This window comes from Promicromonospora panici, assembly GCF_900608595.1.
GTDB lineage: Bacteria > Actinomycetota > Actinomycetes > Actinomycetales > Cellulomonadaceae > Promicromonospora > Promicromonospora panici.
In genome coordinates, this window is sequence record NZ_UWYY01000020.1 from 77,048 (window position 1) to 103,654 (window position 26,607).

Annotated in this window: 29 protein-coding genes and 1 riboswitch; of the genes, 6 read left to right on the plus strand and 23 right to left on the minus strand. The window is 72.0% G+C overall.

The features are described from left to right. Positions 1-85: 85 nt before the first annotated feature. Positions 86-1,030: an NmrA family NAD(P)-binding protein gene (locus EW117_RS22285; protein WP_129788894.1), complete on the plus strand. Its 945-nt coding sequence runs from the start codon at positions 86-88 to the stop codon at positions 1,028-1,030. A 61-nt stretch (positions 1,031-1,091) separates the two neighbouring features. On the opposite strand, the gene EW117_RS22290 is transcribed toward EW117_RS22285, so the two are convergent. From EW117_RS22290 to clsA, 10 genes are all read right to left on the minus strand, one after another. Continuing rightward, positions 1,092-2,177 (minus strand): mechanosensitive ion channel family protein, encoded by a 1,086-nt coding sequence (locus tag EW117_RS22290; protein ID WP_129788895.1) that lies wholly within the window; start codon positions 2,175-2,177, stop codon positions 1,092-1,094. 99 nt (positions 2,178-2,276) lie between these two features. Then, the gene (locus EW117_RS22295; protein ID WP_129788896.1) at positions 2,277-2,954 is read right to left on the minus strand and encodes an MBL fold metallo-hydrolase; all 678 of its coding nucleotides are present in this window, start codon (positions 2,952-2,954) and stop codon (positions 2,277-2,279) included. Positions 2,955-3,057: 103 nt separating this feature from the next. Then, positions 3,058-3,648: a MerR family transcriptional regulator gene (locus tag EW117_RS22300; protein WP_129788897.1), complete on the minus strand. Its 591-nt coding sequence runs from the start codon at positions 3,646-3,648 to the stop codon at positions 3,058-3,060. 100 nt (positions 3,649-3,748) lie between these two features. After that, positions 3,749-4,255 carry a bifunctional nuclease family protein gene (locus EW117_RS22305; protein ID WP_129788946.1) on the minus strand — a complete coding sequence of 169 codons (507 nt, stop codon included), beginning with the start codon at positions 4,253-4,255 and terminating at the stop codon, positions 3,749-3,751. 186 nt (positions 4,256-4,441) lie between these two features. Then, positions 4,442-5,236, minus strand: coding sequence for a transcriptional regulator FtsR (gene ftsR / locus EW117_RS22310; protein ID WP_242504447.1), 795 nt, complete (start codon positions 5,234-5,236; stop codon positions 4,442-4,444). Then, positions 5,233-5,706 carry an FHA domain-containing protein gene (locus EW117_RS22315; RefSeq protein WP_129788899.1) on the minus strand — a complete coding sequence of 158 codons (474 nt, stop codon included), beginning with the start codon at positions 5,704-5,706 and terminating at the stop codon, positions 5,233-5,235. Before EW117_RS22315 ends, ftsR begins: the two co-directional genes overlap by 4 nt. A gap of 255 nt (positions 5,707-5,961) precedes the next feature. Then, positions 5,962-6,960: a DUF881 domain-containing protein gene (locus tag EW117_RS22320; protein WP_242504448.1), complete on the minus strand. Its 999-nt coding sequence runs from the start codon at positions 6,958-6,960 to the stop codon at positions 5,962-5,964. A gap of 2 nt (positions 6,961-6,962) precedes the next feature. After that, positions 6,963-7,295 (minus strand): small basic family protein, encoded by a 333-nt coding sequence (locus EW117_RS22325; protein WP_129788900.1) that lies wholly within the window; start codon positions 7,293-7,295, stop codon positions 6,963-6,965. Beyond that, positions 7,292-8,260, minus strand: a complete 969-nt coding sequence (locus EW117_RS22330) for a DUF881 domain-containing protein (RefSeq protein ID WP_129788901.1) — start codon at positions 8,258-8,260, stop codon at positions 7,292-7,294. The genes EW117_RS22325 and EW117_RS22330 overlap by 4 nt, the downstream gene beginning before the upstream one ends. Continuing rightward, complete coding sequence (gene clsA / locus EW117_RS22335; protein ID WP_129788947.1) at positions 8,257-8,811, minus strand: cardiolipin synthase ClsA; 555 nt, start codon at positions 8,809-8,811, stop codon at positions 8,257-8,259. The genes EW117_RS22330 and clsA overlap by 4 nt, the downstream gene beginning before the upstream one ends. A 366-nt stretch (positions 8,812-9,177) precedes the next feature. Here clsA and EW117_RS22340 point away from each other — a divergent pair, with 366 nt between their 5' ends. Beyond that, positions 9,178-11,130 (plus strand): DEAD/DEAH box helicase, encoded by a 1,953-nt coding sequence (locus EW117_RS22340; protein WP_129788902.1) that lies wholly within the window; start codon positions 9,178-9,180, stop codon positions 11,128-11,130. Between the two features lie 101 nt (positions 11,131-11,231). Here the strand turns inward: EW117_RS22340 and EW117_RS22345 are convergent, their stop codons facing one another. From EW117_RS22345 to rpe, 12 genes are all read right to left on the minus strand, one after another. Further along, positions 11,232-11,693, minus strand: a complete 462-nt coding sequence (locus EW117_RS22345) for a PH domain-containing protein (protein ID WP_242504450.1) — start codon at positions 11,691-11,693, stop codon at positions 11,232-11,234. Positions 11,694-11,732: 39 nt separating this feature from the next. After that, on the minus strand, positions 11,733-12,596 hold the full coding sequence (gene hisG / locus EW117_RS22350) for an ATP phosphoribosyltransferase (protein WP_129788904.1): 864 nt from the start codon (positions 12,594-12,596) through the stop codon (positions 11,733-11,735). Positions 12,597-12,685: 89 nt separating this feature from the next. After that, positions 12,686-12,949 carry a phosphoribosyl-ATP diphosphatase gene (locus EW117_RS22355; protein ID WP_108494143.1) on the minus strand — a complete coding sequence of 88 codons (264 nt, stop codon included), beginning with the start codon at positions 12,947-12,949 and terminating at the stop codon, positions 12,686-12,688. 66 nt (positions 12,950-13,015) lie between these two features. Further along, positions 13,016-13,627, minus strand: coding sequence for a hypothetical protein (locus tag EW117_RS22360; RefSeq protein ID WP_129788905.1), 612 nt, complete (start codon positions 13,625-13,627; stop codon positions 13,016-13,018). Between the two features lie 220 nt (positions 13,628-13,847). Next, positions 13,848-14,327, minus strand: coding sequence for a 6,7-dimethyl-8-ribityllumazine synthase (gene ribH, locus EW117_RS22365; protein WP_129788906.1), 480 nt, complete (start codon positions 14,325-14,327; stop codon positions 13,848-13,850). Next, positions 14,324-15,814: a 3,4-dihydroxy-2-butanone-4-phosphate synthase gene (gene ribB, locus EW117_RS22370; protein ID WP_129788948.1), complete on the minus strand. Its 1,491-nt coding sequence runs from the start codon at positions 15,812-15,814 to the stop codon at positions 14,324-14,326. The genes ribH and ribB overlap by 4 nt, the downstream gene beginning before the upstream one ends. Positions 15,815-15,882: 68 nt before the next feature. Then, positions 15,883-16,587, minus strand: a complete 705-nt coding sequence (locus EW117_RS22375) for a riboflavin synthase (protein ID WP_129788907.1) — start codon at positions 16,585-16,587, stop codon at positions 15,883-15,885. Next, positions 16,587-17,675 carry a bifunctional diaminohydroxyphosphoribosylaminopyrimidine deaminase/5-amino-6-(5-phosphoribosylamino)uracil reductase RibD gene (ribD, locus tag EW117_RS22380; RefSeq protein ID WP_129788949.1) on the minus strand — a complete coding sequence of 363 codons (1,089 nt, stop codon included), beginning with the start codon at positions 17,673-17,675 and terminating at the stop codon, positions 16,587-16,589. Before ribD ends, EW117_RS22375 begins: the two co-directional genes overlap by 1 nt. A 197-nt stretch (positions 17,676-17,872) precedes the next feature. Continuing rightward, positions 17,873-18,007: riboswitch (FMN riboswitch) on the minus strand. Positions 18,008-18,113: 106 nt separating this feature from the next. After that, a complete protein-coding gene (locus tag EW117_RS22385; protein ID WP_242504452.1) occupies positions 18,114-18,791 on the minus strand; it encodes a DUF2306 domain-containing protein in 678 nt (225 codons plus the stop codon). A 112-nt stretch (positions 18,792-18,903) separates the two neighbouring features. After that, positions 18,904-19,563, minus strand: coding sequence for a response regulator (locus tag EW117_RS22390; RefSeq protein WP_277986487.1), 660 nt, complete (start codon positions 19,561-19,563; stop codon positions 18,904-18,906). 59 nt (positions 19,564-19,622) lie between these two features. Next, positions 19,623-20,906: a histidine kinase gene (locus EW117_RS22395; RefSeq protein WP_129788910.1), complete on the minus strand. Its 1,284-nt coding sequence runs from the start codon at positions 20,904-20,906 to the stop codon at positions 19,623-19,625. A gap of 174 nt (positions 20,907-21,080) precedes the next feature. Continuing rightward, positions 21,081-21,743: a ribulose-phosphate 3-epimerase gene (rpe, locus tag EW117_RS22400; protein WP_129788911.1), complete on the minus strand. Its 663-nt coding sequence runs from the start codon at positions 21,741-21,743 to the stop codon at positions 21,081-21,083. Positions 21,744-21,835: 92 nt separating this feature from the next. On the opposite strand from rpe, the gene EW117_RS22405 reads away from it, so the two are divergent. Continuing rightward, the gene (locus EW117_RS22405; RefSeq protein WP_129788912.1) at positions 21,836-22,264 is read left to right on the plus strand and encodes a DUF1761 domain-containing protein; all 429 of its coding nucleotides are present in this window, start codon (positions 21,836-21,838) and stop codon (positions 22,262-22,264) included. Between the two features lie 69 nt (positions 22,265-22,333). Here the strand turns inward: EW117_RS22405 and EW117_RS22410 are convergent, their stop codons facing one another. Then, on the minus strand, positions 22,334-23,173 hold the full coding sequence (locus tag EW117_RS22410) for an alpha/beta fold hydrolase (protein WP_207211994.1): 840 nt from the start codon (positions 23,171-23,173) through the stop codon (positions 22,334-22,336). Between the two features lie 70 nt (positions 23,174-23,243). Here EW117_RS22410 and EW117_RS22415 point away from each other — a divergent pair, with 70 nt between their 5' ends. The 3 genes from EW117_RS22415 to EW117_RS22430 all read left to right on the plus strand — a co-directional run bounded on the left by EW117_RS22415 (position 23,244) and on the right by EW117_RS22430 (position 26,601). Beyond that, the gene (locus EW117_RS22415) at positions 23,244-24,194 is read left to right on the plus strand and encodes a helix-turn-helix domain-containing protein (protein ID WP_129788913.1); all 951 of its coding nucleotides are present in this window, start codon (positions 23,244-23,246) and stop codon (positions 24,192-24,194) included. A gap of 814 nt (positions 24,195-25,008) precedes the next feature. Next, entirely contained in the window at positions 25,009-26,097 is a 1,089-nt protein-coding gene (locus EW117_RS22425; protein WP_207211995.1) for a hypothetical protein, read from the plus strand. A 9-nt stretch (positions 26,098-26,106) separates the two neighbouring features. Then, a complete protein-coding gene (locus tag EW117_RS22430) occupies positions 26,107-26,601 on the plus strand; it encodes a DUF3592 domain-containing protein (protein ID WP_129788916.1) in 495 nt (164 codons plus the stop codon). Positions 26,602-26,607 lie beyond the last annotated feature (6 nt).

The window sequence follows — 26,607 nt, forward strand, 5'->3', positions numbered from 1 at the left end:
TTGCTAAATGGCGGGGCTCGCCATATCGTAGCGCCCAGTAAACGGCGGGACCCGCCATTTAGTTGATGAGCAACGAGGAGCACCCATGTCGGCGTCAGCCCTGTCCACCACACCCGTCGACGCCCGACCTGTCCTGGTCACCGGCGCCACCGGCAGGCAGGGCGGCGCGACGGCTCGCGCGCTCCTCGCCGCGGGGGTTCCCGTCCGCGCCCTGGTGCGTGACCCGGCCGGCGTCCGGGCCAAGGCGGTCGAGGCGCTGGGCGCCGAGCTGGTCACCGGCGATCTGCACGACGTCGACTCCGTGGTCCGGGCAGCCACGGGCGCTCGCGCCGTCTTCTCCGTGCAGATGCCCGCCTACACCCCGGACGGCTTCGACTTCGCCGGGGAGGTCACCCAGGGCACCAACCTCATCGAGGGCGCGCGGGCCGCGGGAGTGCCGCAGTTCGTGCACACGTCGGTCTCCGGCGCGGGCCAGCACACCGAGGTTCCCGGCTGGGCCGAGGGACGCTGGGCGGTCGAACCCTCCCTGAGCGCCAAGACCGCGGTCCAGGACCGGGCCCGCGAGGCCGGCTTTCCGCGCTGGACGCTGCTCAAGCCGGGCACCTTCATGGAGAACTTCCACCCGTCGATGGCATACATGTTCCCGCGGGGCGTCGAGGGCGGTCTCGTGAGCGTCCTGAATCCCCGGACCCGACTGTCCCTGGTCGCGGTCAGGGACATCGGCACCGCCGCGGCCGCGGCCCTCGTGGCGCCGGAGCGGTTCGACGGCGTCGAGCTGGAGCTGGCGAGCGACTACCTGTCCATGACCGAGATCGCCGAGGTGCTCTCCCGCGCTCTGGACGTGCCGCTGTCCGCGCCGGACATGACCGAGGAGCAAGCCCTCGCGGCAGGCATGCCGGCGATGGGCGCGTCGCTCGAGTGGATGAACGTGGCGGGCCAGCCGGGCCGCCCGCAGTACGCGCGGGACCTCGGCATCGCGCTGACCAGCTTCGAGCAGTGGGCGCGAGACCACCTACGAGCCGGGTCGTGACCCGGGCCAGGCCTCAGACCTCAGACGGCGAGGACCTCCCCCGCTGTGAGCCGTGAGCCGGTCACACCCGGATCTGCGCGGCCCCCTCCGCGACGGCGCCCGCGGCGCCGCTCTCCCACCGACTCCGCGGCAGCGCGTCGGGCGCCTCGCGCTGCAGCCACGACACGAGACCCTCGCGGACCTCGCACCGCAGGTCCCACAGGGCGGAGCTGTCCGCACCGCTGACCAGCGCCCGCGCCCGCACGACCCCGGAGACCGCTGACGTCACCTGGAGGCTGACCACGCGCCCGTCCCACAACGGCGACTCGGTCACGATCCGTCGTAGTTCCGCGCGCATGTCGTCCAGCGGCACGCGGAAGTCCACGTCGATCTCCACCGTGCCCAGCACCTCCGACGACTGTCGCGTCCAGTTCTCGTAGGGCGTCGACGTGAAGTAGGTGCAGGGCAGGATCAGCTTCCGCTCGTCCCAGATGCCCACCACGACGTACGCCAGGGTGATGTCCTCGATCCTGCCCCACTCCCCCTCCACGACCACGACGTCGCCGACCCGTACCGCGTCGCTGAACACGATCTGCAGCCCGGCGAACACGTTGCCCAGGGACGACTGGGCGGCCAGTGCGGCGATCACGGACAGGACGCCCGCCGATGCCAGCAGGCTCGCGCTCGCGGTCCGCGCCTCGGGAAAGGTGAACAGGACGGCGGCGCAGGCCACCACGGACACCAGTCCGATGGTCAGGCGTCGCACCACCATGATCTGGGTACGCAGCCGGCGCGCGTGCCGGCCCGACAGGCGGTTGCCGACCCGGTGCAGCGCCCGGTCCTCGATGACGAGCGCGATGGTGGCGACCATCCACGCCGAGCTGAGGATGACCGACACGAGCACGACGTGCTCGAGCACGGGCAGCCAGGGGTCGTCGCGGTTGGCGGTCGACCATACGGCGATCCACATGCCCAGCACCATGAAGGTCGCGTGCGCGGGCCAGCGCATCCGCAGCGCGATCTCCCGGACCGTGTCGTGGCGACGGGCCGCGAACCGGACCAGCTTGGAGGCGAGCGTCACGACGACGAACGCCAAGGTGATGGCGAGAACCACCCACCCGAGGGTCACGGCGAGGTCGGTTGCCTGTTCGATCTCTTGCTCTGCCACCGGCACAGCGTCGCCCAGGGCATCCACACCTCGCAAACCGGGCAGTACGGGCGCGGCAGGTAGGTCCGGGATGCGGCACCAGCGCCCGGGGCGCTCGCGTCAGACTGCCAGCAGGTCGCCCACCGTGAGCCGTGAGTAGGTGTACTCGCCGCCGAGGCGCGCGGTGTCCAGCCACCGGGCGGTCAGCGTGTGCCCGATCTCGGACAGCAGGGCGTCGTGAATCGGCACGACGGCTCCGGCTGGTACGGAGCGTGCGAAGTCGATGGCCTCCGCCAGCTTCGTCCAAGGCCCTGACACCGGGACGAGGAGCACGTCGAGGCCGTCCTCGGGCAGCCGCGTGGGCGCCTCGTACGAGTCGCCGGGGTGGTAGAGGCTCTGCGCGTCGACCTCGATCAGGTAGGTCACGTTGACCGCGCGCGGGACCTCGGGGTGGATCACCGCGTGGTCGCCGCCGCCGACCGTGACCCGCGTGCCGGCGACGTCGAGCACCTGGCCGGCTTCGACCTCGTGCACCTGGTTCGACGGCGCGCCGCCGTCACGCAGGGCGACCGTGGCGGGGCCGCTGGCCCGAACGTGGACGTCGGGGTGCGACGCGAGGTATTCGACGAGCGTCGGGACGTCCACGTGGTCGAAGTGGTCGTGGGTGATCAGCACGGCCGCGGCGCCCATGAGCGCTGAGGCCGTGTCACTGAAGGTGCCGGGGTCGATGACGAGCGTGCCGCCGCCGTCGGGCAGGGTGAGGGAGACGCATGCGTGACCATGGAAGGTGAGCTGCATGCTCGCAGGCTACGCCCGCTCGCCGGGTATGGCAGACCGCCTGGCCGGGGTGCGTGGTGACCCCGTTCCAGACGGCTGGGTGAGTCGTTGCGGTGCTGCGTCCTCAGACGGCGGACCTGGCGGCCCGGCGTTGTGCGAGCTCGTCGCCCTCGACCGCGGGGACCTCCCCCGGCTCGCCCTGCTCGAGGGTCTCGGTCGGCATCTGGGACAGGGTGCCTTCGATCTCGCGCCACACTCGTCCGACGGCGATGCCGAACACGCCCTGGCCGCCGGCGACGAGGTCGACGACCTCGTCCGGTGAGGTGCACTCGTACACGCTCGCGCCGTCGGACATGAGGGTGATCTGCGCCAGGTCCTCGACACCGCGCTCGCGCAGTGCGGTGACGGCGGTGCGGATCTGCTGCAGGGAGACGCCGGTGTCGAGGAGTCGCTTGACGACCTTGAGCACCAGGATGTCCCGGAAGCTGTACAGCCGGTGCGTGCCGGAACCGGTGGCGGGCTTGATGCTGGGCTCGACGAGGCCGGTGCGCGCCCAGTAGTCGAGCTGACGGTAGGTGATGCCGGCGATGTGGCACGCCGTGGTGCCGCGATAGCCGGTCGTGGCGTCCTGCTCCGTCAGGTCCTCACCGAAGAGGAGACCCTGCGCGCCGTGCGGGACCGTAGCGCGTGTGGCTCTCTCACCGCTGGTGTTCACTGTGCCTCCTGGGGTGTCGTGGCCACGCTATGGCGCGTCGAAGGTGATTTCAAAGATGCTGGCTGTGAAACGCCCCGGCGTGTCGCGAGTTGGTCCACTATCAGCCGTTTCGCCCGCCGCCCTGGCTCCCTCCGCCGGGTGGTCCGAGGAAGTCCTCGGGGGTGACGTGGTCGAGGAAGTCGCGGAACCGTTCGACCTCGGCCTGCTGGTCGACGTCGACGATCTCGACGCCGGCCAGGGCGACGATCTCTGCCGAGCACAGGACGGGGCTGCCGGTGCGCACGGCGAGGGCTATCGCGTCGGAGGCGCGGGAGTCGAGGTGGACGCCGTTGCTCAGGACGAGCTCGGCGAAGTAGATGCCGCCCTCCAGGGCCACGATCTCCACCCGTTCGAGCGTGACGCCGACGGCGCCCAGCACGTCCCGCAGCAGGTCATGGGTCATGGGGCGGGGTGTGGCGAGGCCGGCCTGGGCCATGGCGATGGCGCTGGCCTCGCGGGCGCCGATGACGATGGGGATGGCCAGGTCAGCGGCACTGTCCAGCAGCAGCACGACGATCTCCTGATCGCGTTGCTGCTGTCGAACGCCGAGGATCTCCACGGGGACCATCGGCACGTCGTCCGGCCTCACGCTTTCACCGTACGGCTTCTGGCGGTCACTCGTCGCGCGCGCGGATCAAATTTCTGGCCACGGAATCGTTGTCAGGCGGCAAATGCCGGGTGAGATCCAGCTCCGCCGCACCGGGGCCGCGCCCGCGTCGCGCCTGGGACTGAGCGGCGGGCGGGAGGGGATGGCTCAGCCGAGGTCGTCGATGCCCTGGCGTATCCAGGCGGCGTGCAGGCGGGTGAACAGCTCACCCATGTCGCTCGCCGTGTTCGCGGCGCGTCCGCGGGCGGCGCTGGCCTGCTGGCTGCGCAGGGGCGCTACGACCTGGTCCACGAGCGTGACCTGCCGGTCCGCGGCCGTGCGGAAGGACCGCAGGTGCCGGGGCTCGACGCCGAACTCGGCCAGGGCGCCCGCGATGCGGGCGACCTCGACGGCGCCGGACCCGAACGTGCTGCCCGACGACGGCAGGAGGCCGGCCTGGGCCAGGTTCTGCACCAACTCCTCGCTGACGCCCGCTGCCTGCGCCACGGACTGTGCGGTCCAGCGGCGTCGGGCGGGCTCGCCGGCGCCGGCCAGGCGGGGTGCGGGGTGCTCGGCGGAGTCGGGGTCGGCGTCCATCGCGGCGAGGCGTTCCTTGATCACCTTCAGCGGCATGTAGCTGTCGCGCTGTTCGGTGAGGACGAAACGCAGACGTTCGACGTCGGCCTGGCTGTACTGGCGGTAGCCCGAGGGGGTGCGCACCGGATCGATCAGGCCTTGCTCCTCCAGGAAGCGGAGCTTGGAGTGCGAGACGGACGGGAACTCCTGGCCCAGGGCGCGCAGGACGTCGCTGATGCGCATGGTGGCCTGGCGGGAGATGCCCCGGGGCCACGGCGCGTCGGCGTCCGCCTGGTCGTGGCCCTGCTCACCGCCCTGGAGATTGCCCAGCTCGTGCTCCTGCGCGGGGTCGGTGCCGCGGTGGACGCGTGCGGCGCCGGCCGTCACGGGGCGGGCGTCCCCGCGCCCCACTGCGCCGGCGACTGCGGGCTGGCGTGGAAGGTCAGGCGGAACTTGCCGATCTGCACCTCGTCACCCGTGACCAGCGTCGCGGCGTCGATGCGGCCGCGATTGACGTAGGTGCCGTTCAGGGAGCCGATGTCGCGGACGACGAACGAGTCGCCCTCGCGGACGAACTCGGCGTGCTTGCGGGAGACCGTGACGTCGTCGAGGAAGATGTCGGCCTGCTCGCTGCGGCCGGCGACGCTGCGAGCGGTGTCCAGGAGGAAACGTGCGCCGAAGCCCGGGCCGCGCTGCACGATCAGCAGTGCGGAGTGGCGCGGGAGGGCGGCGACGGCCGCGGCCTCCTCCGGGCTGAGCGCCGTGCGGGGCGCCTGCTCGTCAGAGGTCGGGAACGCGATGCGACCCAGGTTGGCCGTGGTATCGGGCCCGACCGGATGGGCGCTGGGGTCCGTCATCAGGTCTCCTCGGGTGCTGTGGGGATGAGCTGGCTGGTGCGTTTGCTACTACGTCCGGACAACGCCTGGTACCTCGTCCGGGTTCCACTCAACCTACCCCGATCGGGATGGAAGCGGGAACCAAAGTTGGGAACCAACCCGGATAAAACTACCCACCTCGCGGCGGTTCCGCATGCCGGTTTCCACAGGTGAGGCCGTCGAGCCCCGCGCGGACGCGGTGAACGTGTCGGGCGTCACTCCCCCGTCCCGGCTCTGTCACTCCTCGTCGGCCGGGTCGGCGTACTCCGGTTCGCCCGGGATACGTACGGCGTCGACGCTGACCTGGTCGGACACCGTCGTGGTCGCCTCGCCGCCCTCCTCCCGGATCCGGGGCAGCGCCCCGCCGGGGATCTCCAGCGCGCGGTCGATCGTCTCGGGGTCGCCGATGGCCGTCCACTCGTACGGGGACGCGATCGCGGCGCCGTCGAGCACCACACCGCCGCCGGAGTCGACGAAGTAGCTCGTCGTGACCAGCCGCACCCCGTTGACCTGGATCGCCTCGGCGCCGGCGTTGCGCAGCTCCTCGAGCAGGTTGAACAGCGCCTGTGCCTCGAGCGGGCGGTCGCCGTCGGCCACGTGGATCTGCACGCCCGGGCCCTGGGCCGGCAGCCGGCCCGACAGGATGCCCTCCTGCTCGGCGCGCTGCCGCGCCAGGTCCCGCGCCGCCTGGTCGCGCCCGTCCTCGGACTGCAGGTCGTCGCGGATCGCCTCCAGGTCCGAGACCTCCGCGTCCAGCTGGTCGGCGCGCTGCGTCACCTCGTCCAGGAGCCGCACCAGCTCGTCCTGCCGCAGGCTGCTGAGCTGGTCCCCCGTCGACTGCCCCACCTGCACCGCCAGGGCGAAGCCCAGCGCCAGGCACAGCAGGCCCGTCAGCAGCTCCGAACGGGTACCGCGCGGCCGCAGCAGCTGCGCCACGCGCTTCCAGCCCGACGCCGGCTCGGGCTCCGGTTCCGCGGAGGTGGCGGGCTCGAGAGCCTCCGGCGTCACCGGCTCGTCGGAGCCTGCAGCATCGGGGCCTGGCTGATCAGCGCGGGGCTCGTCCGCACGCGCCCCGGCGCCGTCGGCAACCTCGGCGCCGGAATCCCTGGCGTCCTCGACGGTGTCGCTGTCGACGTCCGCAGCTTCACTGCCGACGTCGTCGGCCTCGGTCCGGTCAGGCTTCTCGTCAACCCGGTCCTCGACCGGGTCGTCGGCCCTGTCCCGCTCGTCGCTCATGCTCACGCCTTGAAGATGTGCCGTCGGATCGATGCGGCGTTCGAGAAGATCCGGATACCGAGCACCACCACGACCGCCGTCGACAGCTGCCCGCCGACACCCAGCTGGTCACCCAGGAACACGATGAACGCGGCAACCACCACGTTCGACAGGAACGACACGAGGAACACCTTGTCGTCGAACAGGCCGTCCAGCATCGCCCGCAGCCCTCCGAAGAGGGCATCCAGCGCCGCCACCACCGCGATCGGCAGATAAGGCTGCAGCATCAGCGGGACGGTCGGCTGCAGCAGCAGACCGGCGACCACCCCGATCACGAGCCCGACGATCGCGATCATCCGTTGTCCTCCTCGGAACGGTCCTGTGTGGAACTGCCCTGCCCGGAACCGTCCCGTTCGGAACCGTCCTGTGTCGTGCCCGCGTCCCCGGACTGCGGGGTACGCGCGTACCGCAGCGTCGAGGACCTCGCACCCGGCAGGTACATCCCCTCGCTCGTGGTCACCTCGTTCTCGATGTCGTACTCCGCGCTCAGCAGCTGCAGAAACCCCAGCCCCGCCGACCGCGCGAACTCCACCTGCATGGCCTCGGCGTCACCCACCGCCTCGATCGTGTACGTCGGACCGTTCAACGGCTGCAGGTCCACCAGGATCGCGTCACCCGCGTTCCGGATCGCCGACAACGACGTCAACCGCTCGTCGTTCACCGCCACCGCCTCCGCACCCGCCGCCCACAGCTCGTTGACGACGAACTGCACGTCCGCGTCCCGCACCCGTGACTCCGCCGGCGCGTCACCAGGCTCCACCAGCCCACCGCCCGAACCGTCGGTCAGCTTCACCACCATGCCAGGACCGCGCACCGGCACGGCACCGTTCACCCACCGGTCCAGCTCGTTGATCTCCCGCACCGCCGACGGCAGCAACCCATCACTCTGCAGCCCGTCCACCTCGGCGCTCAGCACCGCCGCACGCTGCGACAACGCCTCCACCTCGGCACTACGGTCCTGGATCTGCTCCATCAGCACCGACCGGCCCTTCGCCACCACCGGCTGCGGCGCTCGCAGCTCACGGACCACCACCGTCGTCGCCGCGCCGAGCAGTACCGCCACCAGCAGCAGGGCGATCAAGCTCGGCACGGCGCGCCGCGACGTCGCCTGACCCGCTTCGGCGCGACGCTGCGCCATCTGCGCGTACCCGGGGTCCAGGGGGCGCTCGGTGACCTCCCGCAGGAGGGTCATCGACTCGTCCGGACGGCGGCCGCGGGCCGGCGCGGTCGCATCCCGCACCGTGGTGCCCGGTGCGGTCATGGCCCGGCCGCCAGCCGGCGCACCTGCGCCACGTACTGCAGCCCCGCCAGCCAGTACAGGCCGACGCCCCACCACGTGAAGGCCCAGCCCACCACGTGCGCGGCCGCGCCGACCCAGCCGGGCACCTCCGCCAGGAGCAGCAGCGGGAACGCGTACAGCAGGGCGAAGGTGGCGACCTTGCCGACCAGCGTCACGTTCAGCGTCCCGTACCCCAGCCGGGCCAGCACCGGTACGGTCAGCGCGAGCAGCACGTCACGCGCCACGATCGCCACGACGAGCCACAGGGGCACGACCTCGCGCCACGCCAGACCGATCAGGGTCACGAAGATGAAGAGACGGTCGGCGAACGGGTCCAGGATCTGACCCAGCCGGGTCACCTGGTTCAGGCGACGGGCCAGCACACCGTCGAGCCAGTCCGACACGCCCGAGACCGCGAGCACCAGCAGCGCCCAACCGTCCTCGCCAACGACGATCAGCACGGCGAAGACCGGCACGAGAGCCAGCCGCACCAGGCTGATCACGTTGGGCACGGTCAGCACCCGGGAGCTCATCTCCGCCCCAGTGGACACGCACACCGCCCTCGCTCACGCCGGTTCCGTCTCGGCCGCCATCTTACGTCGCAGCCGTTGCGTATCCGCACTGGCACGCCGTCCGACCCCTGCTCCACCCGCCTCACCACGCACGACATCACCCCGCGTGCTGCACGTCACGCTCCCCAGCTCTGTGCCGAAGCGCCCGTGAACCGATAGGGTGATGCCACATCCCCTTGGAGTTCGTCGTCTTCCCGTGTGTGCACACAACGTGCGAGGCAGGCCCGCAGCCCTGGCTGCGGGGAAGGTGTTTCGGGAGCGAGCGACGCGAGGGCCCTCACCTCGGCCCTGACTCCGCCCTCCCGACGACGAACGGTGCAGCACTGCATGTCTATCGACACCCATGACCTGATCGCGCCTGCCCAGCAGGACACCGAGCAGGCCATCGCCGACACCGGCGACCAGACGACCCCCGAGGCCGTCACCCCCGACGCCACTCCTGACGTCACCCCCAAGGCCGAAGCACCCGAGCCCACCGGCCCGACCTTCGCGAGCCTCAACCTGCCCGCGCAGCTCCAGGCAGCCGTCGACGAGCTCGGCTTCGTCACGCCCTCGGCCATCCAGGCCCGCGCCATCCCCGAGCTGCTCGCCGGCCGCGACATCACCGGCGTCGCCCAGACCGGCACCGGCAAGACCGCCGCGTTCGGCCTCCCGCTGCTCGCCGCCGTCGACCCCGAGCTCCGCAAGGTGCAGGCCCTCGTCCTGACGCCGACCCGCGAGCTCGCCATGCAGGTCGCCGACGCCATCGAGTCGTTCGCGTCCAAGCTCGACGACGTCCGCGTGCTCCCCGTCTACGGCGGCGCACCCTACGTACCCCAGCAGCGCGCCCTGCGCGACGGCGTGCACGTCGTCGTCGGCACCCCCGGCCGCATCAAGGACCACCTCGAGCGCGGCGCCCTCAAGCTCGACGACATCCGCTTCCTCGTCCTCGACGAGGCCGACGAGATGCTCCGCATGGGCTTCGCCGAGGACGTCGAGGAGATCTTCGGCCAGGCACCCGCCAAGCGCCAGGTCGCCCTCTTCTCCGCGACCATGCCCCCCGCGATCCGCAAGGTCGCCGACCACCACCTCACCGACCCCGTGCAGATCGCCGTCACCCGGCAGGCCTCCACCGTCACCGCGGTCCGCCAGACCTACGCCGTCGTGCCGTTCCGCCACAAGGTTGGCTCGCTCGCTCGCGTCCTCGCGACGTCCGACGCCGACGCCGCGATCGTCTTCACCCGTACCCGTGGTGCCGCAGAAGACGTGGGCTCCGCCCTCGTCGAACGCGGCATCTCCGCCGCCACCATCTCCGGTGACGTCGCACAGAAGGAACGCGAGAAGATCGTCGAGCGACTCCGCTCCGGCGCCCTCGACGTGCTCGTCGCCACCGACGTCGCCGCCCGCGGCCTCGACGTCGACCGCATCGGCCTCGTCGTCAACTTCGACGTCCCCGGCGAGCCCGAGGCCTACGTCCACCGCATCGGCCGCACCGGCCGCGCCGGCCGCACCGGCGAAGCACTCACCTTCGTCACCCCCCACGAGCGCGGCAAGCTCCGCAGCATCGAGCGCACCATCCGCGCCCAGCTCGAAGAGGTCGACATCCCCTCCCCCCGGGACGTCTCCGCCCACCAGGTCAAGCGCACCCTCGGCAAGGTCCAGGCCCGCCGCGAAGCCGGCCGCCTCGAGATGTACACCGACCTCATCCGCACCTACGCCGAAGAGACCGGCACCGACCCCATCGAGATCGCCGCAGCCATGGCGGCGCTCGCGGTCGGCGACGACGGCCCCCGTGCCCGTGCCGAGCAGGAGGAGTACGAGCGCGAGCAGGCCGAGGCCCGGTCCGCCGCCGCCCGTCGCACTGCGCGTGACGGCGACCGCCACGACCGTTCCGGTGACCGCCGTGGCCGTTCCGAGGGCGAGCGCGGCATCCGCCGTCCGGCCCGGGGCACGCGTTACCGCATCGCCGTCGGGCACACGCACGGCGTGCAGCCGGGCGGGATCGTCGGCGCGCTGACGGGCGAGGGCGGCATCACGGGCGCCGACGTCGGCAAGATCGACATCTTCGGCAGCTTCTCGCTCGTGGACATCATCGCGCCGCTCGACAACGACGCGCTCGACCGTCTGGCCCGCGCCCGCGTGGCCGGCAAGCCGCTGCGCATCACGCTCGACCGCGGTCCGGCACGTCCCGGCGGCGACCGGGACCGGGCTCCGCGCAGCGGCGGCGACCACCGCCGTCCGGACGGCGAGCGCGGCCCCCGCGGCCGCGGGGCCCACTGGGAATCCCGCACCTCCCGCTGACCCGCGCCCCTCGAGGTAGGACTGTGGCGAGGTAGAACCCTGGCGAGGTAGGACCACACAAGCCAGGTCCTACCTCGCCACAGTCCTACCTCGCCACAGTCCTACCTCGGGGAGGGGCGGCCGGGTTCTGCGGCTTCACCCAGGTCCGCGATGAGCGCTACCAGGCGGCGGGCCTCCGCCATGCCGTGCTCGCCGTCGGCGCGCTGGATGCCCATGACGGCGAGCACGTCACCGTCGGCCAGGTCCAGGTGCACCCACGGGTCGTTCGGACCGAACCGGACCGTCACGATCTCGGCCCAGGCCAGGCGCCGGCTCGTCGCGTAGTTCACGACGGTGAGGCCGGTCGGGTCGGGGACGGCGCGCACGGCGCCGAACCGCCACGCGATCACGGCGCCCAGCAGACCGAACACGATGATCGCTATCCGGTTCGCGGTGTCGGCGGTGCTGGCCGCCAGGGCCACGAACGTGCACCCGCCGGCGCACAACAACGCCAGCCCGTACGCCGTCGGCGTGCCGAAGCGGCCGCGGAAGGTGCGGAAGCGGTCATCGCCCGTAGCGCTCATACGTGCCTCCACCCCCATCGACTCACGACCCGGTCGGCGTCACAACCGGGAGGCGTGGATGGACGTCACGATGATGGCGCGCGCCCCGACGTCGTACAGCGCGTCCATGATCCGGTTGGTCTCCCGGCGCGGCACCATGACGCGCACCGCGCGGGCGTCGCTGTGGTGCTGCAGCGAAACCGTCGGGGACTCCTTGCCCGGCGTGATCGCCACCGCCTCCTCGAGCCGCGCCGCAGGGACCACGTAGTCCATGAGGACGTACTCGCGGGCGGTGATGACGCCCTCCAGGCGGCGGGTCAGGATGCTCAGGCCCGCGGGCGGCTCGGCGTCCGCCTGCCGGATCAGCACGGCCTCCGAGCGCAGGATCGGGTCGCCGAATACCTCGAGACCCGCGGCCCGCAGCGTGGTGCCGGTCTCCACGACATCCGCGATGACGTCCGCGACGCCGAGGCGCACGCTCGACTCCACCGCGCCGTCGAGGTGCACGATGGCGGCCGGCTCGACGCCCTGCTTCGCCAGGTGCTGCGCCACGAGCGTCGTGTACGACGACGCCACGCGCCGCCCCGCGATGTCGCTCACCTGGGTCACGGCTGCGGGCTCACCGGGCAGCGCGGGCGCCGCGTACCGGAACGTGGACCGGGCGAACCCCAGGCCGAGGTGCTCGACGGCGTCCGCGCCCGAGTCGAGCATCAGGTCGCGACCGGTGATCCCGACGTCGACGGTGCCGGTACCCACGTAGACCGCGACGTCGCGCGGCCGCAGGAAGAAGAACTCGACGTCGTTCTCGGGGTCGGCGAGCACCAGCTCGCGGTGGTCCCGGCGCTGGCGGTAGCCCGCCTCGCTCAGCATCTCGGAGGCGGGCCCGGACAGGGAGCCCTTGTTGGGGACGGCGATACGCAGCATGGTTGGTTCCTCTCTGGGGTGTACGACGGGTCTGCGGAACCCCGGTCTCCCGACGGGCCTCACCAGTGGTGGAGCCTGCCGGGGCCGGGTCACAGATGCGTGTACACGTCCTCGAGGGTCAGTCCCTTGGCGACCATCAGAACCTGCAGGTGGTACAGGAGCTGAGAGATCTCCTCAGCGGTCTCGCTGTCCGACTGGTACTCGGCCGCCATCCACACCTCGGCGGCCTCCTCGACGACCTTCTTGCCGATCGCATGGACGCCGGCATCCAGCTGGGCCACGGTGCCGGAACCCGCGGGACGGGTCTCGGCCTTCTCGGTCAGCTCGGCGAACAGGGTCTCGAAGGTCTTCACGGGCTCAGAGTAGTCGGGCACCGGGGGCACTACCCGCCGCCGTCCCACGGAGTGGCCATGTCCGCGCTATGACGCGGGCCACTCCGACGGCAGCGCGCCGTCCTGCGCCGGGGTCAGGACGCCCTGGTACGGCGTGATCAGGTGGAAGCCGCCGACGTCGCTCTCCTCCCCCGAGGCAGCGGACAGGAGGATGATCACGGTGCCGTCCGCGCCGACGAGGCCCGACGCCGGATCGAGCGGGTCGCCCCCGGGGTAGGCCTCCTCGCTGCAGGTCTCGGGCGTCGAGACGACGGCGATCTGCTCCCCGGCCGAGACCTCGAGCTCCGGCTGTGTCTGCGGGCGCCCGGCGGGAGGATCGGGCCGCTCGAGCACCTCCTCGACGTCGACCAGCCAGCGGTTGGACTCGACGCCGTACATCTGCGCCGTGCCGTCCTGCTCCACCACGGTCACGCGGAGCACGGCGCCGGCGTCCGACGCCGCCTCGGCCGGGGTCTCGAAGAAGATCCAGTCGACGCAGGCCACAGCGGGCGGATCCTGCGTCGGATCCTCCGTCGGAGGGCCAGACGCATCGGCTGTCTCCGCCGTGCCCGACGGCTCGGCTCCCCCTGCCGGCTGCGCCGAGGCACAACCGGTGAGGCCGCCCGCGGCGGCCCCCGCCATGACCAGCGTGACGGCCACCGTCGTCAGCGCCGATCGTGATCCCAGGAGAGGCGCCGGCCGCGATGCCGACCGTCGAGCACGTGAGGTTCTCATACCCGGTACATGTGCCGACCGCGCAGTTCTTTCAGGCTGTCGGTGGGTTGTTGGGTCGGCGTGGGTGATGGTGCAGACGCTTGGCACACTATTAATGAGGGAAGCAACCAACGGAATCGGGCGGCCGGGTCCGCGCTGCGGAACGTCAGACCGGAGCGAGCTTCAGATCGCGCAGCGTCACCGCCGTGGCGACAGCCGCCTCAGCGGCCTCGGCGCCCTTGTCCTCGTGCGAGCCCTCCAGCCCGGCCCGGTCCAGCGCCTGCGCCTCGTCGTCGCACGTCAGCACCCCGAACCCGACCGGGACGCCGGTGCGCACGCTCACGTCCGTGAGGCCCGACGTCGCAGCCGAGCACACGTACTCGAAGTGCGGCGTACCGCCCCGGATCACCACGCCGAGCGCGACGACGGCGTCCGCTCCCCCGGCTGCCGCACGCGCCGCGGCGACCGGCAGCTCGAACGAGCCCGGCACGCGCACCTCCGTCCAGCCCGCGCCCGACGCCCGCAGCGCCCGGCGGGCGCCGTCCAGCAGGCCGTCCATCACCTGCTCGTGCCAGCTCGCCGCGATCACGACGACCCGCAGGCCCGTACCGTCCACGGTCACCTTCGGTGCTCCAGCCCCGCTCATGCGCATGCTCCTTCGTCCTCGTCCAGCTCGTTCACGGTGTTCAGGCCGGTCAGGTTCTCGATCCGGTGTCCCAGCACCGCCCGCTTCGTCTCCAGGTACCGGTGGTTGTGCACCCCTCGCCCCACCACGAGCCCTCGCCGCCCGACGACGTCCGTGCCCGCCTCGCGCAGGCCCGTCACCTTGTCCGGGTTGTTCGTCAGCAGGGTCACGCCGTCCAGCCCGAGGTCCGCCAGGATCGCCGACGCCGCGCCGTACTCCCGCGAGTCCACCGGCAGCCCGAGGTCCACGTTCGCCTCGACCGTGTCCCGGCCCGTGTCCTGCAGCGCGTATGCCTGGATCTTCGCGGCCAGGCCGATCCCCCGGCCCTCGTGCCCTCGCAGGTACACCACGGCGCCGCCCTCGGCGGCCACGGCCGCCAGCGAGGCGTCCAGCTGGGGACCGCAGTCGCACCGCAGCGAGCCCAGCGCGTCACCCGTCAGGCACTCCGAGTGCACGCGCACCAGCCGCCCGTGCGCCGAGTCCCGCGCTGCTGTCCGGCCCGGCGTATCGCGCCGCGGGCCGGACAGCGCCACCGGCCGCAGCGCGAGGTGCTCGGCGCCCGTGAGCAGGTCCCGGTACGCGACCACCCGGAAGTCGCCGTACCGCGTCGGCAGCGACGCCTCCGCGACCCGGTGCACCCGGTCCGCGGAAACTCCGTCGGCCGGAGCACCGTCTGCACTGTCTGCACTGTCTGCACTGTCTGCACTGTCTGCGGCGGCGCTTTGATCCGGCGTGCCGGCGACCGGCTCCGGGTCGTGCACCCGGCGCCAGGCCACCAGGTCGGCGACCGTCAGCACCACGAGGCCCGCTTCCCGTGCCAGCGCCTGGGCCTCGGGCAGCCGCATCACCGCCCCGTCGTCCCGGACGAGCTCGGCGATGGCGCCCACGTCGCCAAGGTCTCCGTCGTTCGCGCTGCTCGCGTCGCTACCAGCGCTGCCCGCACGGCCCGCGAGCCGCACCAGGTCGACCGCCGCCTCGGTGTGCCCAGCACGCTCCAGCACCCCGCCCGGACGCGCCCGCAGCGGCAGCACGTGCCCGGGCCGGATCAGGTCCCGCGCCCCCGACACCGGGTCGCCCAGCACCCGTAGCGTCCGTGCGCGGTCCGCCGCTGAGATCCCCGTCGTCACGCCCGCCGCGGCGTCCACCGAGACGGTGTAGGCGGTCCCCCGCGGGTCCTCGCCGCGCTCGACCATCAGCGGCAGCTCCAGCTCGTCGGCGCGGTGCGCGGGCATCGGCGCGCACAGGTAGCCCGACGAGTGCCGCACCGTCCAGGCCACCCACTCGGCGGTCGCGGTGCTGGCGGCCAGGACGGCATCCACCTCGTTCTCCCGGCCGGCGTCGTCGGCCACGAGGACGGGACGTCCGGCGGCGAGCTCGGCGAGGGCACGCTCCACCACGGTGCTGGGGCTGTCCGCCTCGCCCTGCCCCTCCGGGACGACGACGCCCATGGCGTCCGCAGCGGTGTTCGTTGCCGTGTCCACCGCGACGTCCACGGCACGCACCGTGCTGTCCGCGCTCATCGTGCGGCCCCCGTCGCCAGGTCGCCCACCACGTCGGTCGCCGCCGACCGGCCCACCGCGCCGGTCGCCAGCAGCCGCTCGACGTACTTCGCGAGCACGTCGACCTCCACGTTCACTCTGTCACCCGGCACCAGCCGGCCGAGCGTCGTCACGGCCAGCGTGGTCGGGATGAGCGACACCCCGAAGCCGTCGTCCGACACCCAGGTCACGGTGAGCGAGACGCCCGCCAGCGTGATGGAGCCCTTCTCGGCGACGTACCGGGTCAGTGCGTCGGGCGCAGAGAACTCTAGGTCGTCCCAGCGCGGGCCGGGGGTGCGGCGCACCAGCGTCGCGACGCCGTCGACGTGCCCCTGGACCACGTGCCCGCCCAGCCGGCCGTTCGCCGGGAGGGCGCGCTCCAGGTTCACGGGCGCGCCCTGGACGAGGCCTCCGAGCGACGTGCGGCGCAGAGTCTCCGGCATCACCTCGGCCACGAACGCGGCGGCGTTCCCGTCCTCCCCGGCCAGCACAGTCGTGACGGTGAGGCACACGCCGTCCACGGCTATCGAGTCGCCCGGCCGGGCGTCCGACGTGACGAGCGGACCCGCGATGGTCAGGACGGCGTCGGGCGCCGTGCCGGTCTCGGCGTCCGCGCCGGCGTCGCCGGTGGGCCGGTCGAGCGCGACGACGGAGCCGAGCTCCTCGACGATTCCGGTGAACATCAGATCTCCTCCTTGGTGTGCCGGCTGGGCCGACCTGTCTGGGCGGGCTGGGCGAGGGCGGGCTGCGTGTGGGCGTGCGGCGCCGCCCCCTCGGACCGGGCGCGGCGCGCGACCAGCAGCACGTCGTCGCCCAGCCGCGTCATGTCGTGGGTGGCGAAGCGCGCGGCCTCGCCGATCGTGGTGACGCCGAGGTCGCCGACGGCGGTGGCCCCCGCGCCGAGCAGCACCGGGGCGACGTAGGCGTGGAGCTCGTCGACGGCGTCGGCGGCCAGCAGAGCCGTGGCCAGCGTGGGCCCGCCCTCGACCAGGAGGTGGCGCACCTCCCGTTCGGCAAGCTGCCGCAGGGCGGCGTCGAGATCGTGCTCGGGCAGCTGGAGCAGGGGGCCGCCGGGCCCGCGGAGGCGGGCGTCGTCGGGCACGGCGCGGCGGCCGAGCACCACGCGGAGCGGCTGGTGCTCGAAGAGGCCGCCGTCGACGGTCCGGGCGGTGAGCGACGGGTCGTCGGTCAGGGCGGTCCCCGAGCCGACGGCTATTGCGTCGACCTGCGCGCGGACCGTGTGGGCATGTGCCCGCGCCTGCGGGCCGGTGATCCAGCGGCTGGTGCCGTCGGCGGCGGCGACCCGGCCGTCGAGGCTGGTCGCGAGCTTCAGCGTCACGTAGGGACGCCCGGTGCGCACGGCGTGCAGCCAGGGGCGCAGGAGCTCCTCGCCCTCGCCCGCGAGGGTGCCCGTGGTGACCTCGATCCCCGCGGCCCGCAACCGGTCCGCGCCGCCCGTCGCCACCGGGTTAGGGTCGGCGACCGCGACGTGCACGATCGCGACGCCGGCTTCGATCAGGGCGTCGGCACAGGGGCCGGTGCGGCCCTGGTGGGCGCACGGCTCGAGCGTCACCACCGCCGTCGTGCCGCGCGGGTCGACTCCGCTCGCCCGGGCCGCGGCCAGGGCCGCAGCCTCCGCGTGGGGCGTGCCCGCGCCGCGATGGAAGCCCTCGGCGACCATGCGGCCGCCGGGGTCCAGGAGCACGCAGCCGACGCGCGGGTTCGGGCCGTACGCCGGGCCCATCGCGGCCAGCGCGAGGGCGCGGCGCATCGCCGTCTCGACGGCCTGCGGTGCGGTGCGTGTCGCCGTGTGCGCGGCGGTGCGGCCCTGCGGTGCCTGGGTCATGCTCTTCGTCCTCCCCGAGCTTCGGCGCTCCGGGGTGGACGACGGGTACGCGGACGAGGCCTCTCGGCCCGGACCGCGCGCACGACGTCACGGCGACACACGTCCCGGAGGACGGTGGCGCCGCACGTGCTTCCTCCCATCCGGACTTTCACCGTCGGTCCTGGAGTTCCACCAGATCAACCGGTCCCCCTTGCGGGAGACGCGGGTCGCGGACTGTTACCGCCGGCTCGGAATTACACCGACCCCGGAGCACGTGTGTGCGTACTGCTGCTCGTCAGCATGCCATATCGCGGGCGGTGGTTCGGCATGGCATGCGTCACACCGTGCCGCATGCCATGCCGCAGTCCCCGACTCACGCCGTCGTCATGCCCGGCGCCGAGCGGTACCGCCCGTGCTGCGACCCGTCCTGCGCCGTCGGATCAGCCACTCGGCGAAGGCCACGTTGATGACCCACGCCGCGACCATCCCGGTCGCGTAGACCGTCGTGCTCAGCGGGCCGGCGATCACGGTGGCCGGCCCGAGCAGCACCGCCTGCGTCCCGGCGCCCATCGCCAGCGCGTACGCCCGCATCATCCAGGCCGGGTGGTTCACGAAATCGCGGCGCAGCGCCGCGCGCACGCCCAGCACTATGGACACGGCCATGGCTGTGCCGACCACGTACCGCGCCCCGTTGACGATCATGTTGTCGTGGGCCGGCAGGTCGTAGAACGCGGTCATCCAGAGCCCGGTCAGCGCGACGCCGAGCCCCGCGGGCGCGAGGACCCGTCCGGCCAGCCGGTGCCAGCGGCGTCGGCGCAGGCTCGGCACGAACTGGAACGCGCCGAGCATGCTGTACGTCGTCACGCAGATGATGTGCACGACGACGGGCAGCGGCTGGGTCACGAACCGCGCGTTCGCCTCGGTGACCACGGGGTCGGAGGCCAGCTCGGTGAGCCGCACGGAGCCGGCGAGAGCCGGCACGGCCGCCAGGAGGAGCAGCCCCGCGGGCACGAGCCACTCGCGGCGGCTGGTGGGCCTGGTCATCGCCTGGGAGGTTGTCATGTGCCGAGCCTGCCCGGCCGCATACGGGCTGGTCATGGGCCCGTGGACCGGTCTCGTCCTGGCCGAAAGTACGAGCCGCGCGACGCCCGTTGCTTGGTCAGCGGCAGCAGGGTCAGGAGCGTCCGGTCCGCACGCGCCCCGTGTCGTATGCCCAGAGCGCGACCTCGACGCGGTTGCGCGCCCCCAGCTTGGTCATCAGGTTCGCGACGTGCGACTTCACCGTGCTGAGCGTGACGAAGAGCTCGCGCGCGATCTCGGTGTTGGTCCGCCCGCGTGCCACGGCCAGCAAGACCTCTTCCTCGCGCGCCGTGAGCGGGTCGAGGGGCTGCGCGGGCGGCGCGTCGGGTCCCACGTCGGCGAAGGCCCTGAGCAGGCGCGTCGTCACGCTCGGAGCGATGAGCGCGTCGCCGGCCGCGGCGGCCCGCACGGCCTGGGCCAGGAGTGCCGGGCCGGCGTCCTTGAGCAGGAAGCCCCGCGCGCCCGCCCGGAGCGCCGCATACACGTACTCGTCCAGGTCGAACGTCGTGATGACGACGACGGCGAGCGGATCGGCGACTCCCGCACCGGCCAGCATCCGTGTCGCCTCGATGCCGTCGAGCACGGGCATCCGGATGTCGAACAGGCAGACGTCGGGCCGGAGCCGCCGCGCGAGCTCGACGGCGGCGGCGCCGTCCGCCGCCTCACCGACGACCTCGATGCCGTCCTGGACGCCCAGGATCATGCTGAGACCCGTGCGGACGATCTCCTGGTCGTCGGCGACGAGCACGGTCAGGGCGCGGTCTGCGGGTCGTTCCGGACCTGGCCCAGGACCCGGCCCCGGCGTCGGGCCGGTCACGCGTGCCCGCCCGTCAGCGGGAGGACGGCCTCCACGGCCCATCCGCCCGACCGCTCCGGTCCGGCGGTGACGTCTCCGCCCAGCTCCCGGGCGCGTGACCGCATCCCGGCGATCCCGTTCCCGGGCACGAACGGCGAGGTCGGCGGCTCCCCGTCGTCGGAGACACGCAGGCGAAGGGTCCCGGCCTCGACCGTGAGTGCGACGTCGACCCGCGTCCGTCCGCGGGCATGGCGGCGCGCGTTGGTGACCGACTCCTGCGCGATGCGATAGGCCGCCGCACCGACGTCGGGCCGGACGCTCTCGACCTCGCCCCGGACCGTGACGACCACGGGCGACGGCGGCCCGGCGGCGAGCCGGACGACGTCGGCGGCTCGGGGGCTGGGCTCGACGGTGCGGGTGCTCGCGCTGGCGGTGTCCGCGGTGTCGGTGCCCGGGGTGTTACCGGTGCTGAGGGGCGAGGCCGGGGCCGGTACCCGTGGCGTACCAGCCGAACCGTCCGCGGTCTGCTCTTCCTCGCGCAGGGTGCGGACCAGGGCGCGCATCTCGATGAGTGTCTCCTTCGCCTCGCCCTCGATGACTCGCAGGGCCGCCTCCAGCGGGTCGCCGTCGTCTCCGCGATCTCCGATGCTCCCGCTGTCTGCCCCGTCGGGACGCCCGCGCCGCGCCTCGGCCTGGGCGAGGCCGGCCTGCGCCCGGACGGCGATCCCGGAGACGTGGTGCCCGACGATGTCGTGCATGTCCCGGGCGATGCGCTCGCGTTCCTGGGCCCGCGCCTGCGCGAGCGCGCGCTGCCGTGCCGTGGACCGGAAGCGGACCGCCAGCCCGCTGGCGCCGAGCATTGCGACGACCGAGGCTCCGCCCACCGTGTCGGCACCCGTGGCATGCCCCAGTACCCACGTCAGGCCCAGCGACGCGACCAGGAGCCCCGCCCCGACGACGACCTGCCGACCGCTCCCCCACCGGAACAGCGCGTAGACCAGGACCGCGCCGTACACCGCCGTGACCAGGTCTCCGGCGTTTCCCGTGGCCAGCATCACCGCGGTAGAGACCACCGTCGTGGCCACCACGGGCAGCAGCGGGTGCGTGCGGCGCCAGAGCAGCGTCGGGACCAGGACCAGCGCGGCGGCCACCTGCAGCCAGCGCCACGGCAGCTCGGGCCGCACCAGGCCCTCGATCACCAGGGCCGGGACCACCACCCCGACCAGAGCCCAGTCCCGCCAGACCCGCACCGGCGGATCGGACGGCGGCGGCTCGTCCCAGACCGAGCGGATGGCGGACACGGGCTCATGCTACGAGTGCCGGACTTGCCCCGGACCGGGCAAAAGTACGAGTTCACCTTCCTGGTCGGGGCTGGTGGTGCGGTGTCGCGGTCGTGGCGTTGGGTGCGCTCGGCGCTTGGCACACTTTTTCTCTACGGAACGCAAGGCGCGAAGGGCGCTCAAAAAGGCCCGGCGTCAGTGCGTGTGCTTGGCCGCCAGCTCACGCAGCGTCGCGATCTCCGACGGGATGTCCTCGGCCCCGTACACCGCCGAACCCGCCACGAAGACGTTCGCGCCGGCGTCGGCCGCCCGCTCGATCGTGTCGCGGGACACTCCCCCGTCGACCTGGATCCAGACGTCGAGGCCGGACTCGCTCACGGCCTGCCGCGCGCGCCGGATCTTCGGCAGCGTGCCCTCGATGAACGACTGCCCACCGAACCCGGGCTCGACCGTCATCACGAGGATCATGTCGATCTCGGCCAGCAGGTCGAGGTAGGGCTCCACCGGGGTCGCCGGGCGCAGGGCCACACCCGCCCGCGACCCGAGCTTGCGCAGCTCGCGGGCGAGGCGCACCGGGGCCTGCGCCGCCTCGGCATGGAAGGTGACAGACGCCGCCCCCGCCTCCGCGAACTCGGGCGCCCACCGGTCGGGGTTCTCGATCATGAGGTGCGCGTCCAGCGGGATCGGCGACACCTTCGCGAGCCGCTCGAAGATCGGCAGCCCCAGCGTCAGGTTCGGCACGAAGTGGTTGTCCATGACGTCGACGTGCGCGTAGTCGGCGGAGGCGATCCGGCCGAGGTCGCGCTCGAGGTTCGCGAAGTCGGCGGACAGGATGCTCGGGGCGATGAGGGCTGCCATGATGCCAGCGTAGAGCGCGATTCCCTCTGCACCTCGTCGTGCCGCCGAACCGCACCACGCAACTCCACAAGCGCAACGGACCGGGAGCAAAGATGATCCCCGAAGTGAACTACTGGGCAGTGATCGTGGCCACGCTGTCCACGCTGGTCGTGGGCTCGCTCTGGTACACACCCAAGGTTCTCGGCACCCGCTGGATGCGCCTGGCGAAAGTGGACCCGAAGGCCGCCGAGGCCGCCGGCATCTGGCCCATCGTCGTCACCGTGATCGTCAGCTTCCTGACCGCGTGGGTGCTGGCCGGCGCGGTCTACATCTCCTGGGAGTTCTACGAGGGCAGCTTCTTCACGGCAGCGGTCGTCACCGCCGTCCTGCTCTGGATCGGGTTCACGGCCGCTCGCATCGTCACGCACGACGCGTTCGAGGGCCGCCCGCCGGCGCTCACCACCCTGAACCTGGCGCATGAACTGGTCACGATCCTGGTCATGGCTGTGATCATCGGGGTGTGGCCGCCGGCGGGAGTCTGACGCCTCAACATCGCACCCCGGCTCGTAGGGCCGGGGTGCGCTGTCTTGTCCCGCAGGCGGCTCGTCCCCCTATGCCATGAGAAAGCCGCTCAGCGCACCGGCGACCCTGCCGGGCGCGTTCTCCGTGGGGATGTGGCCCGCACCCGGAATGCGGACGAGTGTGGTGTGCGGGATCTCCGCGGCGAACCGCTCGGCGTACTCGAGCTTCTGGAAGCCGTCGTCCACGCCCCAGACGAGCAGCTTGGGCGTCGCTGACTCCCGGAGCGCGGGCAGGAGATCAAGGGTGTAGCGGCTGTCGGCCGCACCCGCCAGGGCAAGCCAAGAGCGGCGGACCCGCGCGTCGGTCCACGGATCCAGGTACTCCGCGATCAGCTGCTCGGTGGCGGCGCCCGCCAGCGCGCCGGTCACGGCCTGTCTGCGCGCGTCGAGCACCTCGTCGGCGGTGGTAGCGGCGGCGACCTCGGGGTCGCGGAACCGGGCCACGCTGGGCACCGGCCAGGAGTCGTAGGTGACCGAGTTCATCAGGGCGAACCGGGACACCTCCAGCCGGTCGTGCGCGAGGAGGTGCTGGGCGATGGCGCCGCCGATGTCATGGCCGACCACCGCGAATGGCCCGGAGAGCTCCAGCGCCGAGGCGAAGCGCACCACCCAGTCCGCGAGCGCCGGGACCGTGCCCGTCGCCAGGGTGAGCTCGCCGCCCGAACGGCCGAGGCCGGGGAGGTCGACCGCGATAGGCCGCAGCCCGGCCTCGGCGAGCTGGTCCAGCACCGGGAGCCAGACCCGGCTCCAGTACGTGCCGTGCAGCAGCAGCACGGGCGGGCCGTCCTGTTCGACGGTCAGGTAGCTCGCCGCTTCGCCGTCGACCTGGACCGTGGTCCTCAGCACTCTCGTCCCAGTGTTTTCGCTCATGGGACCACTGTGGCCGCCGCCGGCTTCCCGGTCGAGAGTCAGGAAAGACACCCTTGGGTATATTCCTGCCATGGACCTGCACCGGGTGGTCGCCCTGCTCAACGAGCCCCAGTCGCCCTTCGAGCTGTCTTGTGCCGCCGAGGTCTTCGACACCGCCCTGCCGGGCGATCCGGCCCGCTACAGCTTCGGGATCTGCGCTGAACGCCCCGGTGCGCTACGGACCACAGTCGGCTATTCGGTGCTGGTCGACGCCGGGCTGGAGGCCCTGCGGGAGGCGGACACAGTCGTCGTCCCCGGCTGGCAGCCGCCCGGGGCCGCTGCGCCGTCGGCCGTCCTGGAGGCGTTGCGGGCGGCACACCGCCGGGGAGCGCGGGTCGTCGCGATCTGCACGGGGGCGTTCGTCCTCGCTCAGGCCGGGCTGCTCGACGGGCGCCGGGCCACCACGCACTGGCGTAACGCCGCCAAGCTCGCGGCAGACCATCCCGAGGTCCAGGTCGACGAGGACGTGCTCTACGTGGACCACGGCGACGTGGCGACGAGCGCGGGATCCGGCGCGGGCATCGACCTGTGCCTGCATCTGGTGCGATCAGACCACGGGGCCGCCTACGCCGCCCAGGTCGCCCGGAACATGGTCCTGCCACCGCACCGGGAGGGCAGCCAGCTCCAGTACGCCACGCAGCCCGCGCCGGCCCGGACGGACGAGTCCCTGGCCCCGCTGTTGGAGTGGGCAACCTCCCGCCTCGATACCCCGCTGACCCTGGACCGGCTCGCCGAGCACGCCGGGCTGTCCAGCCGGACCCTCGCCCGCCGGTTCGCCGAACAGCTCGGCATCAGCCCAGGACAGTGGCTCCTCCGCCAGCGCCTCGACGCGGCACGCGTCCTGCTGGAGCAGACCGGCCTGCCGGTCGAGGCGATCGCCACCCGGGTGGGTCTCACGTCCGCCGTCAACCTCCGACGCCGTTTCCGGGCGCACCTGGGCACGACGCCTGGCGCCTACCGACGGGTCTTCAGCGAGACCTGAAGTCCCAAGGCGACAGCTGCTGACTGGCCAACGTCGCTGCGGCCTTGTGAGCGCGGCGCGGTCCGAGCAGCCGACGGCGCAACCCGCCGTCCTGGAGTTCACCCGCGCTGTATCCCTAGATCGTGGCCCGACTTCCTGCCACGGACTAGCCTCCCCGAGTGGCAAAGCAGCAGGGACCCGCGCAGTCCGGCGGCACAACAGGGCCCGCGAACCCCGGCGGTCGCGCCGCCTACTGGAGCGCTTTATTCCGCGTCGCGGAGATCCGGGCTCGATCGACGCCGCAGCTCGTCGCAATCGTCTCCCTTGCGATCGCATTCCCGTGGATGACGATCACGCGCATCTACGAGGGCGCCCCCTTCGACTGGGTATGGATTGCGCTCCTTCTCATCGCAGACCTGACGATTCTGTTCTGCCTGCCGGGCTTGGGCGTCGCGATCGCGGAGCTCGCACAGCGGGCGTGGCGCTTCGTCACACGGGATGACGGTCCGCTACTGCCACGCCTTGCCCGTTCGGCCACCAAGTTCACCGCAGAGGGCCGCAGGGACATGGGGCGCTGGCTCGACGGCGTGAGCGGAATTGTCGTGTTCAGCATTCTCGTCACCCCAATCCTGGCCATAGCCGTCGGCGCCTTGGTCGCCTACGAGGCGATCCGTGAGGGCCGAGCCGTCGGTTCCTGGTTCCTCGGCCCCGTCGTGGCAGTCATCGCGCTCTGGGTTCTCCCCGTCTCCATTCCGGCGACGATCGGATCGTTCGCTCGACGCATCAGCCGCAGGCGGCCGGAGCGACGCGGCGCCAGAAGGAAGCTCGCCGGGCAATGGAGCGGCGGATCGCTGCCCTATCGCAGCCGAAGAGCGCGCGGCGATCGGTATGGGCGCGACTCCGCGACAGCCACGCCGCTGCGCGGACCAACCTCTCCAAAGCTCCGATTACGAGTGTCTGGGGAGCCGTCCTCGGCATCCTGATCTTTTGGATTCCCTTCGCCTGGATCACCGCCGAACACCTGGCCACGCCCTTCATCCTCGACACCCGTGGCGTCACCGTCGAGGCGACCGTCGACCATAGGAGCTACGGCAGAGGTGCCCATTCGCTTGAGGTGCGCACCCTCGACGAACCGCAGTTCTCGATCACCCTCCACCACTGGCCCCGGGATCTGGAGGTCGGCGACCGGTTCGAGCTGACGTACGACCCGCAGCAGCCGACCCGAGCGTCCGCGGAAGGCACACCCTGGGTCGATGCCGTAATCAGCGAATTCGTCCTCTTGGACCTGTTCTTCCTGCCATGGGGAATCCTGCTTGTTCCGATCCTCGGAGAGCTCGCGCGCCGCGCGAGGAGCGGCCTGGTCGCGAGGACAGCGCTGAAGGACAGCGACGGGACGCCACGAAGTCCGCTCCAAGACCTGCGTCGGGGGTACAGGTTCGCTGTCCATCACCTGCGCGACGATGCCCGGACACAGCCGCGGATCATGGCCTTCACCCTGTTCCTGCTCATTCCAGGACTGGTCACCCTCGCAAGCGGAAGCTTCGTCGTGGTCCAGGCCGCACAGGCCGCCGCGCTGTACCAACGAGGGACGTCAGGCATGGCAATCGTCGACCGCACAAACATGGTCTCGGGGCCGTTCGAGTACGCGGACATCCAGTTCGCGGTGAACGGGTCGCCGGACAGGACCGTTCGGACGACGACCACCCACCTCGCCGAACCTCACTTCGAGGGCACGTCCCTCAGGATCGTCTACGACCCGAAGCACCCGGAGAATGCGATCGAAGCGGGCGCGATCCCGTGGGGCTGGGCCGAGTGGACCGCGACCGCCGTCTTCATCGCCGCCGGAGCGTTCGCCGCAACAAGCATTCCAGCCGCTGTCCCACCGCTGCTGCGCCGGACGCACGAACGAACCGACGCCAGGTAGGAGCACGGAATGTTCCGCAAGTTCCACGACGAGACGTACGACCTCCGCACCATGAGCACCAGGCGCCTCTGGTTCAACGCGCTCGTCTTCCCATGCGTCATCGTGCTCGGCATCTTCTTGATCGCAGATACCTACGAGTCGCAGCGCATCCTGGAGAGCAGGGGTGTCGTAGTCGACGCCGTCGTCGTTGAGCACGAAAACCGGCTGCAACTGGAGATCTTGGCCAAGGGGGGCGGCCAAGCACGCTACGTAGCCAGCCCCGATGACGCACTCGCCGTCGGCGACGTGGTCACGATCCGCTATGACCCTCGGGATCCGACGAACTTCGCTCCGACCATGGACACCCAGCTCGGCGGCCTCATGGTCCTCTTCGGGGCAGTCTTGACCATCATGGCTGGGTTGTGGTTGTTCCAGACCGTCGAGCTGATCGGGCGTCGTGCCGGGCGCCGCAAACGCCAGCCCAGGAACCTCGGGTGCAATCCGAACCCGAGGTCCACTGACTGACCGGCC

Bases quoted from the DNA above. Each gene is read 5' to 3' on its own strand.
- EW117_RS22285 (WP_129788894.1), top strand. From the start codon at position 86: ATGTCGGCGTCAGCCCTGTCCACCACACCCGTCGACGCCCGACCTGTC.
- EW117_RS22295 (WP_129788896.1), bottom strand. From the start codon at position 2,954: ATGCAGCTCACCTTCCATGGTCACGCATGCGTCTCCCTCACCCTGCCC.
- EW117_RS22305 (WP_129788946.1), bottom strand. From the start codon at position 4,255: ATGGTCCCCGTGGAGATCCTCGGCGTTCGACAGCAGCAACGCGATCAG.
- EW117_RS22315 (WP_129788899.1), bottom strand. From the start codon at position 5,706: ATGACGGACCCCAGCGCCCATCCGGTCGGGCCCGATACCACGGCCAAC.
- EW117_RS22320 (WP_242504448.1), bottom strand. From the start codon at position 6,960: ATGAGCGACGAGCGGGACAGGGCCGACGACCCGGTCGAGGACCGGGTT.
- EW117_RS22325 (WP_129788900.1), bottom strand. From the start codon at position 7,295: ATGATCGCGATCGTCGGGCTCGTGATCGGGGTGGTCGCCGGTCTGCTG.
- EW117_RS22330 (WP_129788901.1), bottom strand. From the start codon at position 8,260: ATGACCGCACCGGGCACCACGGTGCGGGATGCGACCGCGCCGGCCCGC.
- clsA (WP_129788947.1), bottom strand. From the start codon at position 8,811: ATGAGCTCCCGGGTGCTGACCGTGCCCAACGTGATCAGCCTGGTGCGG.
- EW117_RS22340 (WP_129788902.1), top strand. From the start codon at position 9,178: ATGTCTATCGACACCCATGACCTGATCGCGCCTGCCCAGCAGGACACC.
- EW117_RS22345 (WP_242504450.1), bottom strand. From the start codon at position 11,693: ATGAGCGCTACGGGCGATGACCGCTTCCGCACCTTCCGCGGCCGCTTC.
- hisG (WP_129788904.1), bottom strand. From the start codon at position 12,596: ATGCTGCGTATCGCCGTCCCCAACAAGGGCTCCCTGTCCGGGCCCGCC.
- ribH (WP_129788906.1), bottom strand. From the start codon at position 14,327: ATGAGCGGGGCTGGAGCACCGAAGGTGACCGTGGACGGTACGGGCCTG.
- ribB (WP_129788948.1), bottom strand. From the start codon at position 15,814: ATGGGCGTCGTCGTCCCGGAGGGGCAGGGCGAGGCGGACAGCCCCAGC.
- EW117_RS22375 (WP_129788907.1), bottom strand. From the start codon at position 16,587: ATGTTCACCGGAATCGTCGAGGAGCTCGGCTCCGTCGTCGCGCTCGAC.
- ribD (WP_129788949.1), bottom strand. From the start codon at position 17,675: ATGCGCCGCGCCCTCGCGCTGGCCGCGATGGGCCCGGCGTACGGCCCG.
- EW117_RS22385 (WP_242504452.1), bottom strand. From the start codon at position 18,791: ATGACAACCTCCCAGGCGATGACCAGGCCCACCAGCCGCCGCGAGTGG.
- rpe (WP_129788911.1), bottom strand. From the start codon at position 21,743: ATGGCAGCCCTCATCGCCCCGAGCATCCTGTCCGCCGACTTCGCGAAC.
- EW117_RS22405 (WP_129788912.1), top strand. From the start codon at position 21,836: ATGATCCCCGAAGTGAACTACTGGGCAGTGATCGTGGCCACGCTGTCC.
- EW117_RS22410 (WP_207211994.1), bottom strand. From the start codon at position 23,173: ATGAGCGAAAACACTGGGACGAGAGTGCTGAGGACCACGGTCCAGGTC.
- EW117_RS22415 (WP_129788913.1), top strand. From the start codon at position 23,244: ATGGACCTGCACCGGGTGGTCGCCCTGCTCAACGAGCCCCAGTCGCCC.
- EW117_RS22425 (WP_207211995.1), top strand. From the start codon at position 25,009: ATGGAGCGGCGGATCGCTGCCCTATCGCAGCCGAAGAGCGCGCGGCGA.
- EW117_RS22430 (WP_129788916.1), top strand. From the start codon at position 26,107: ATGTTCCGCAAGTTCCACGACGAGACGTACGACCTCCGCACCATGAGC.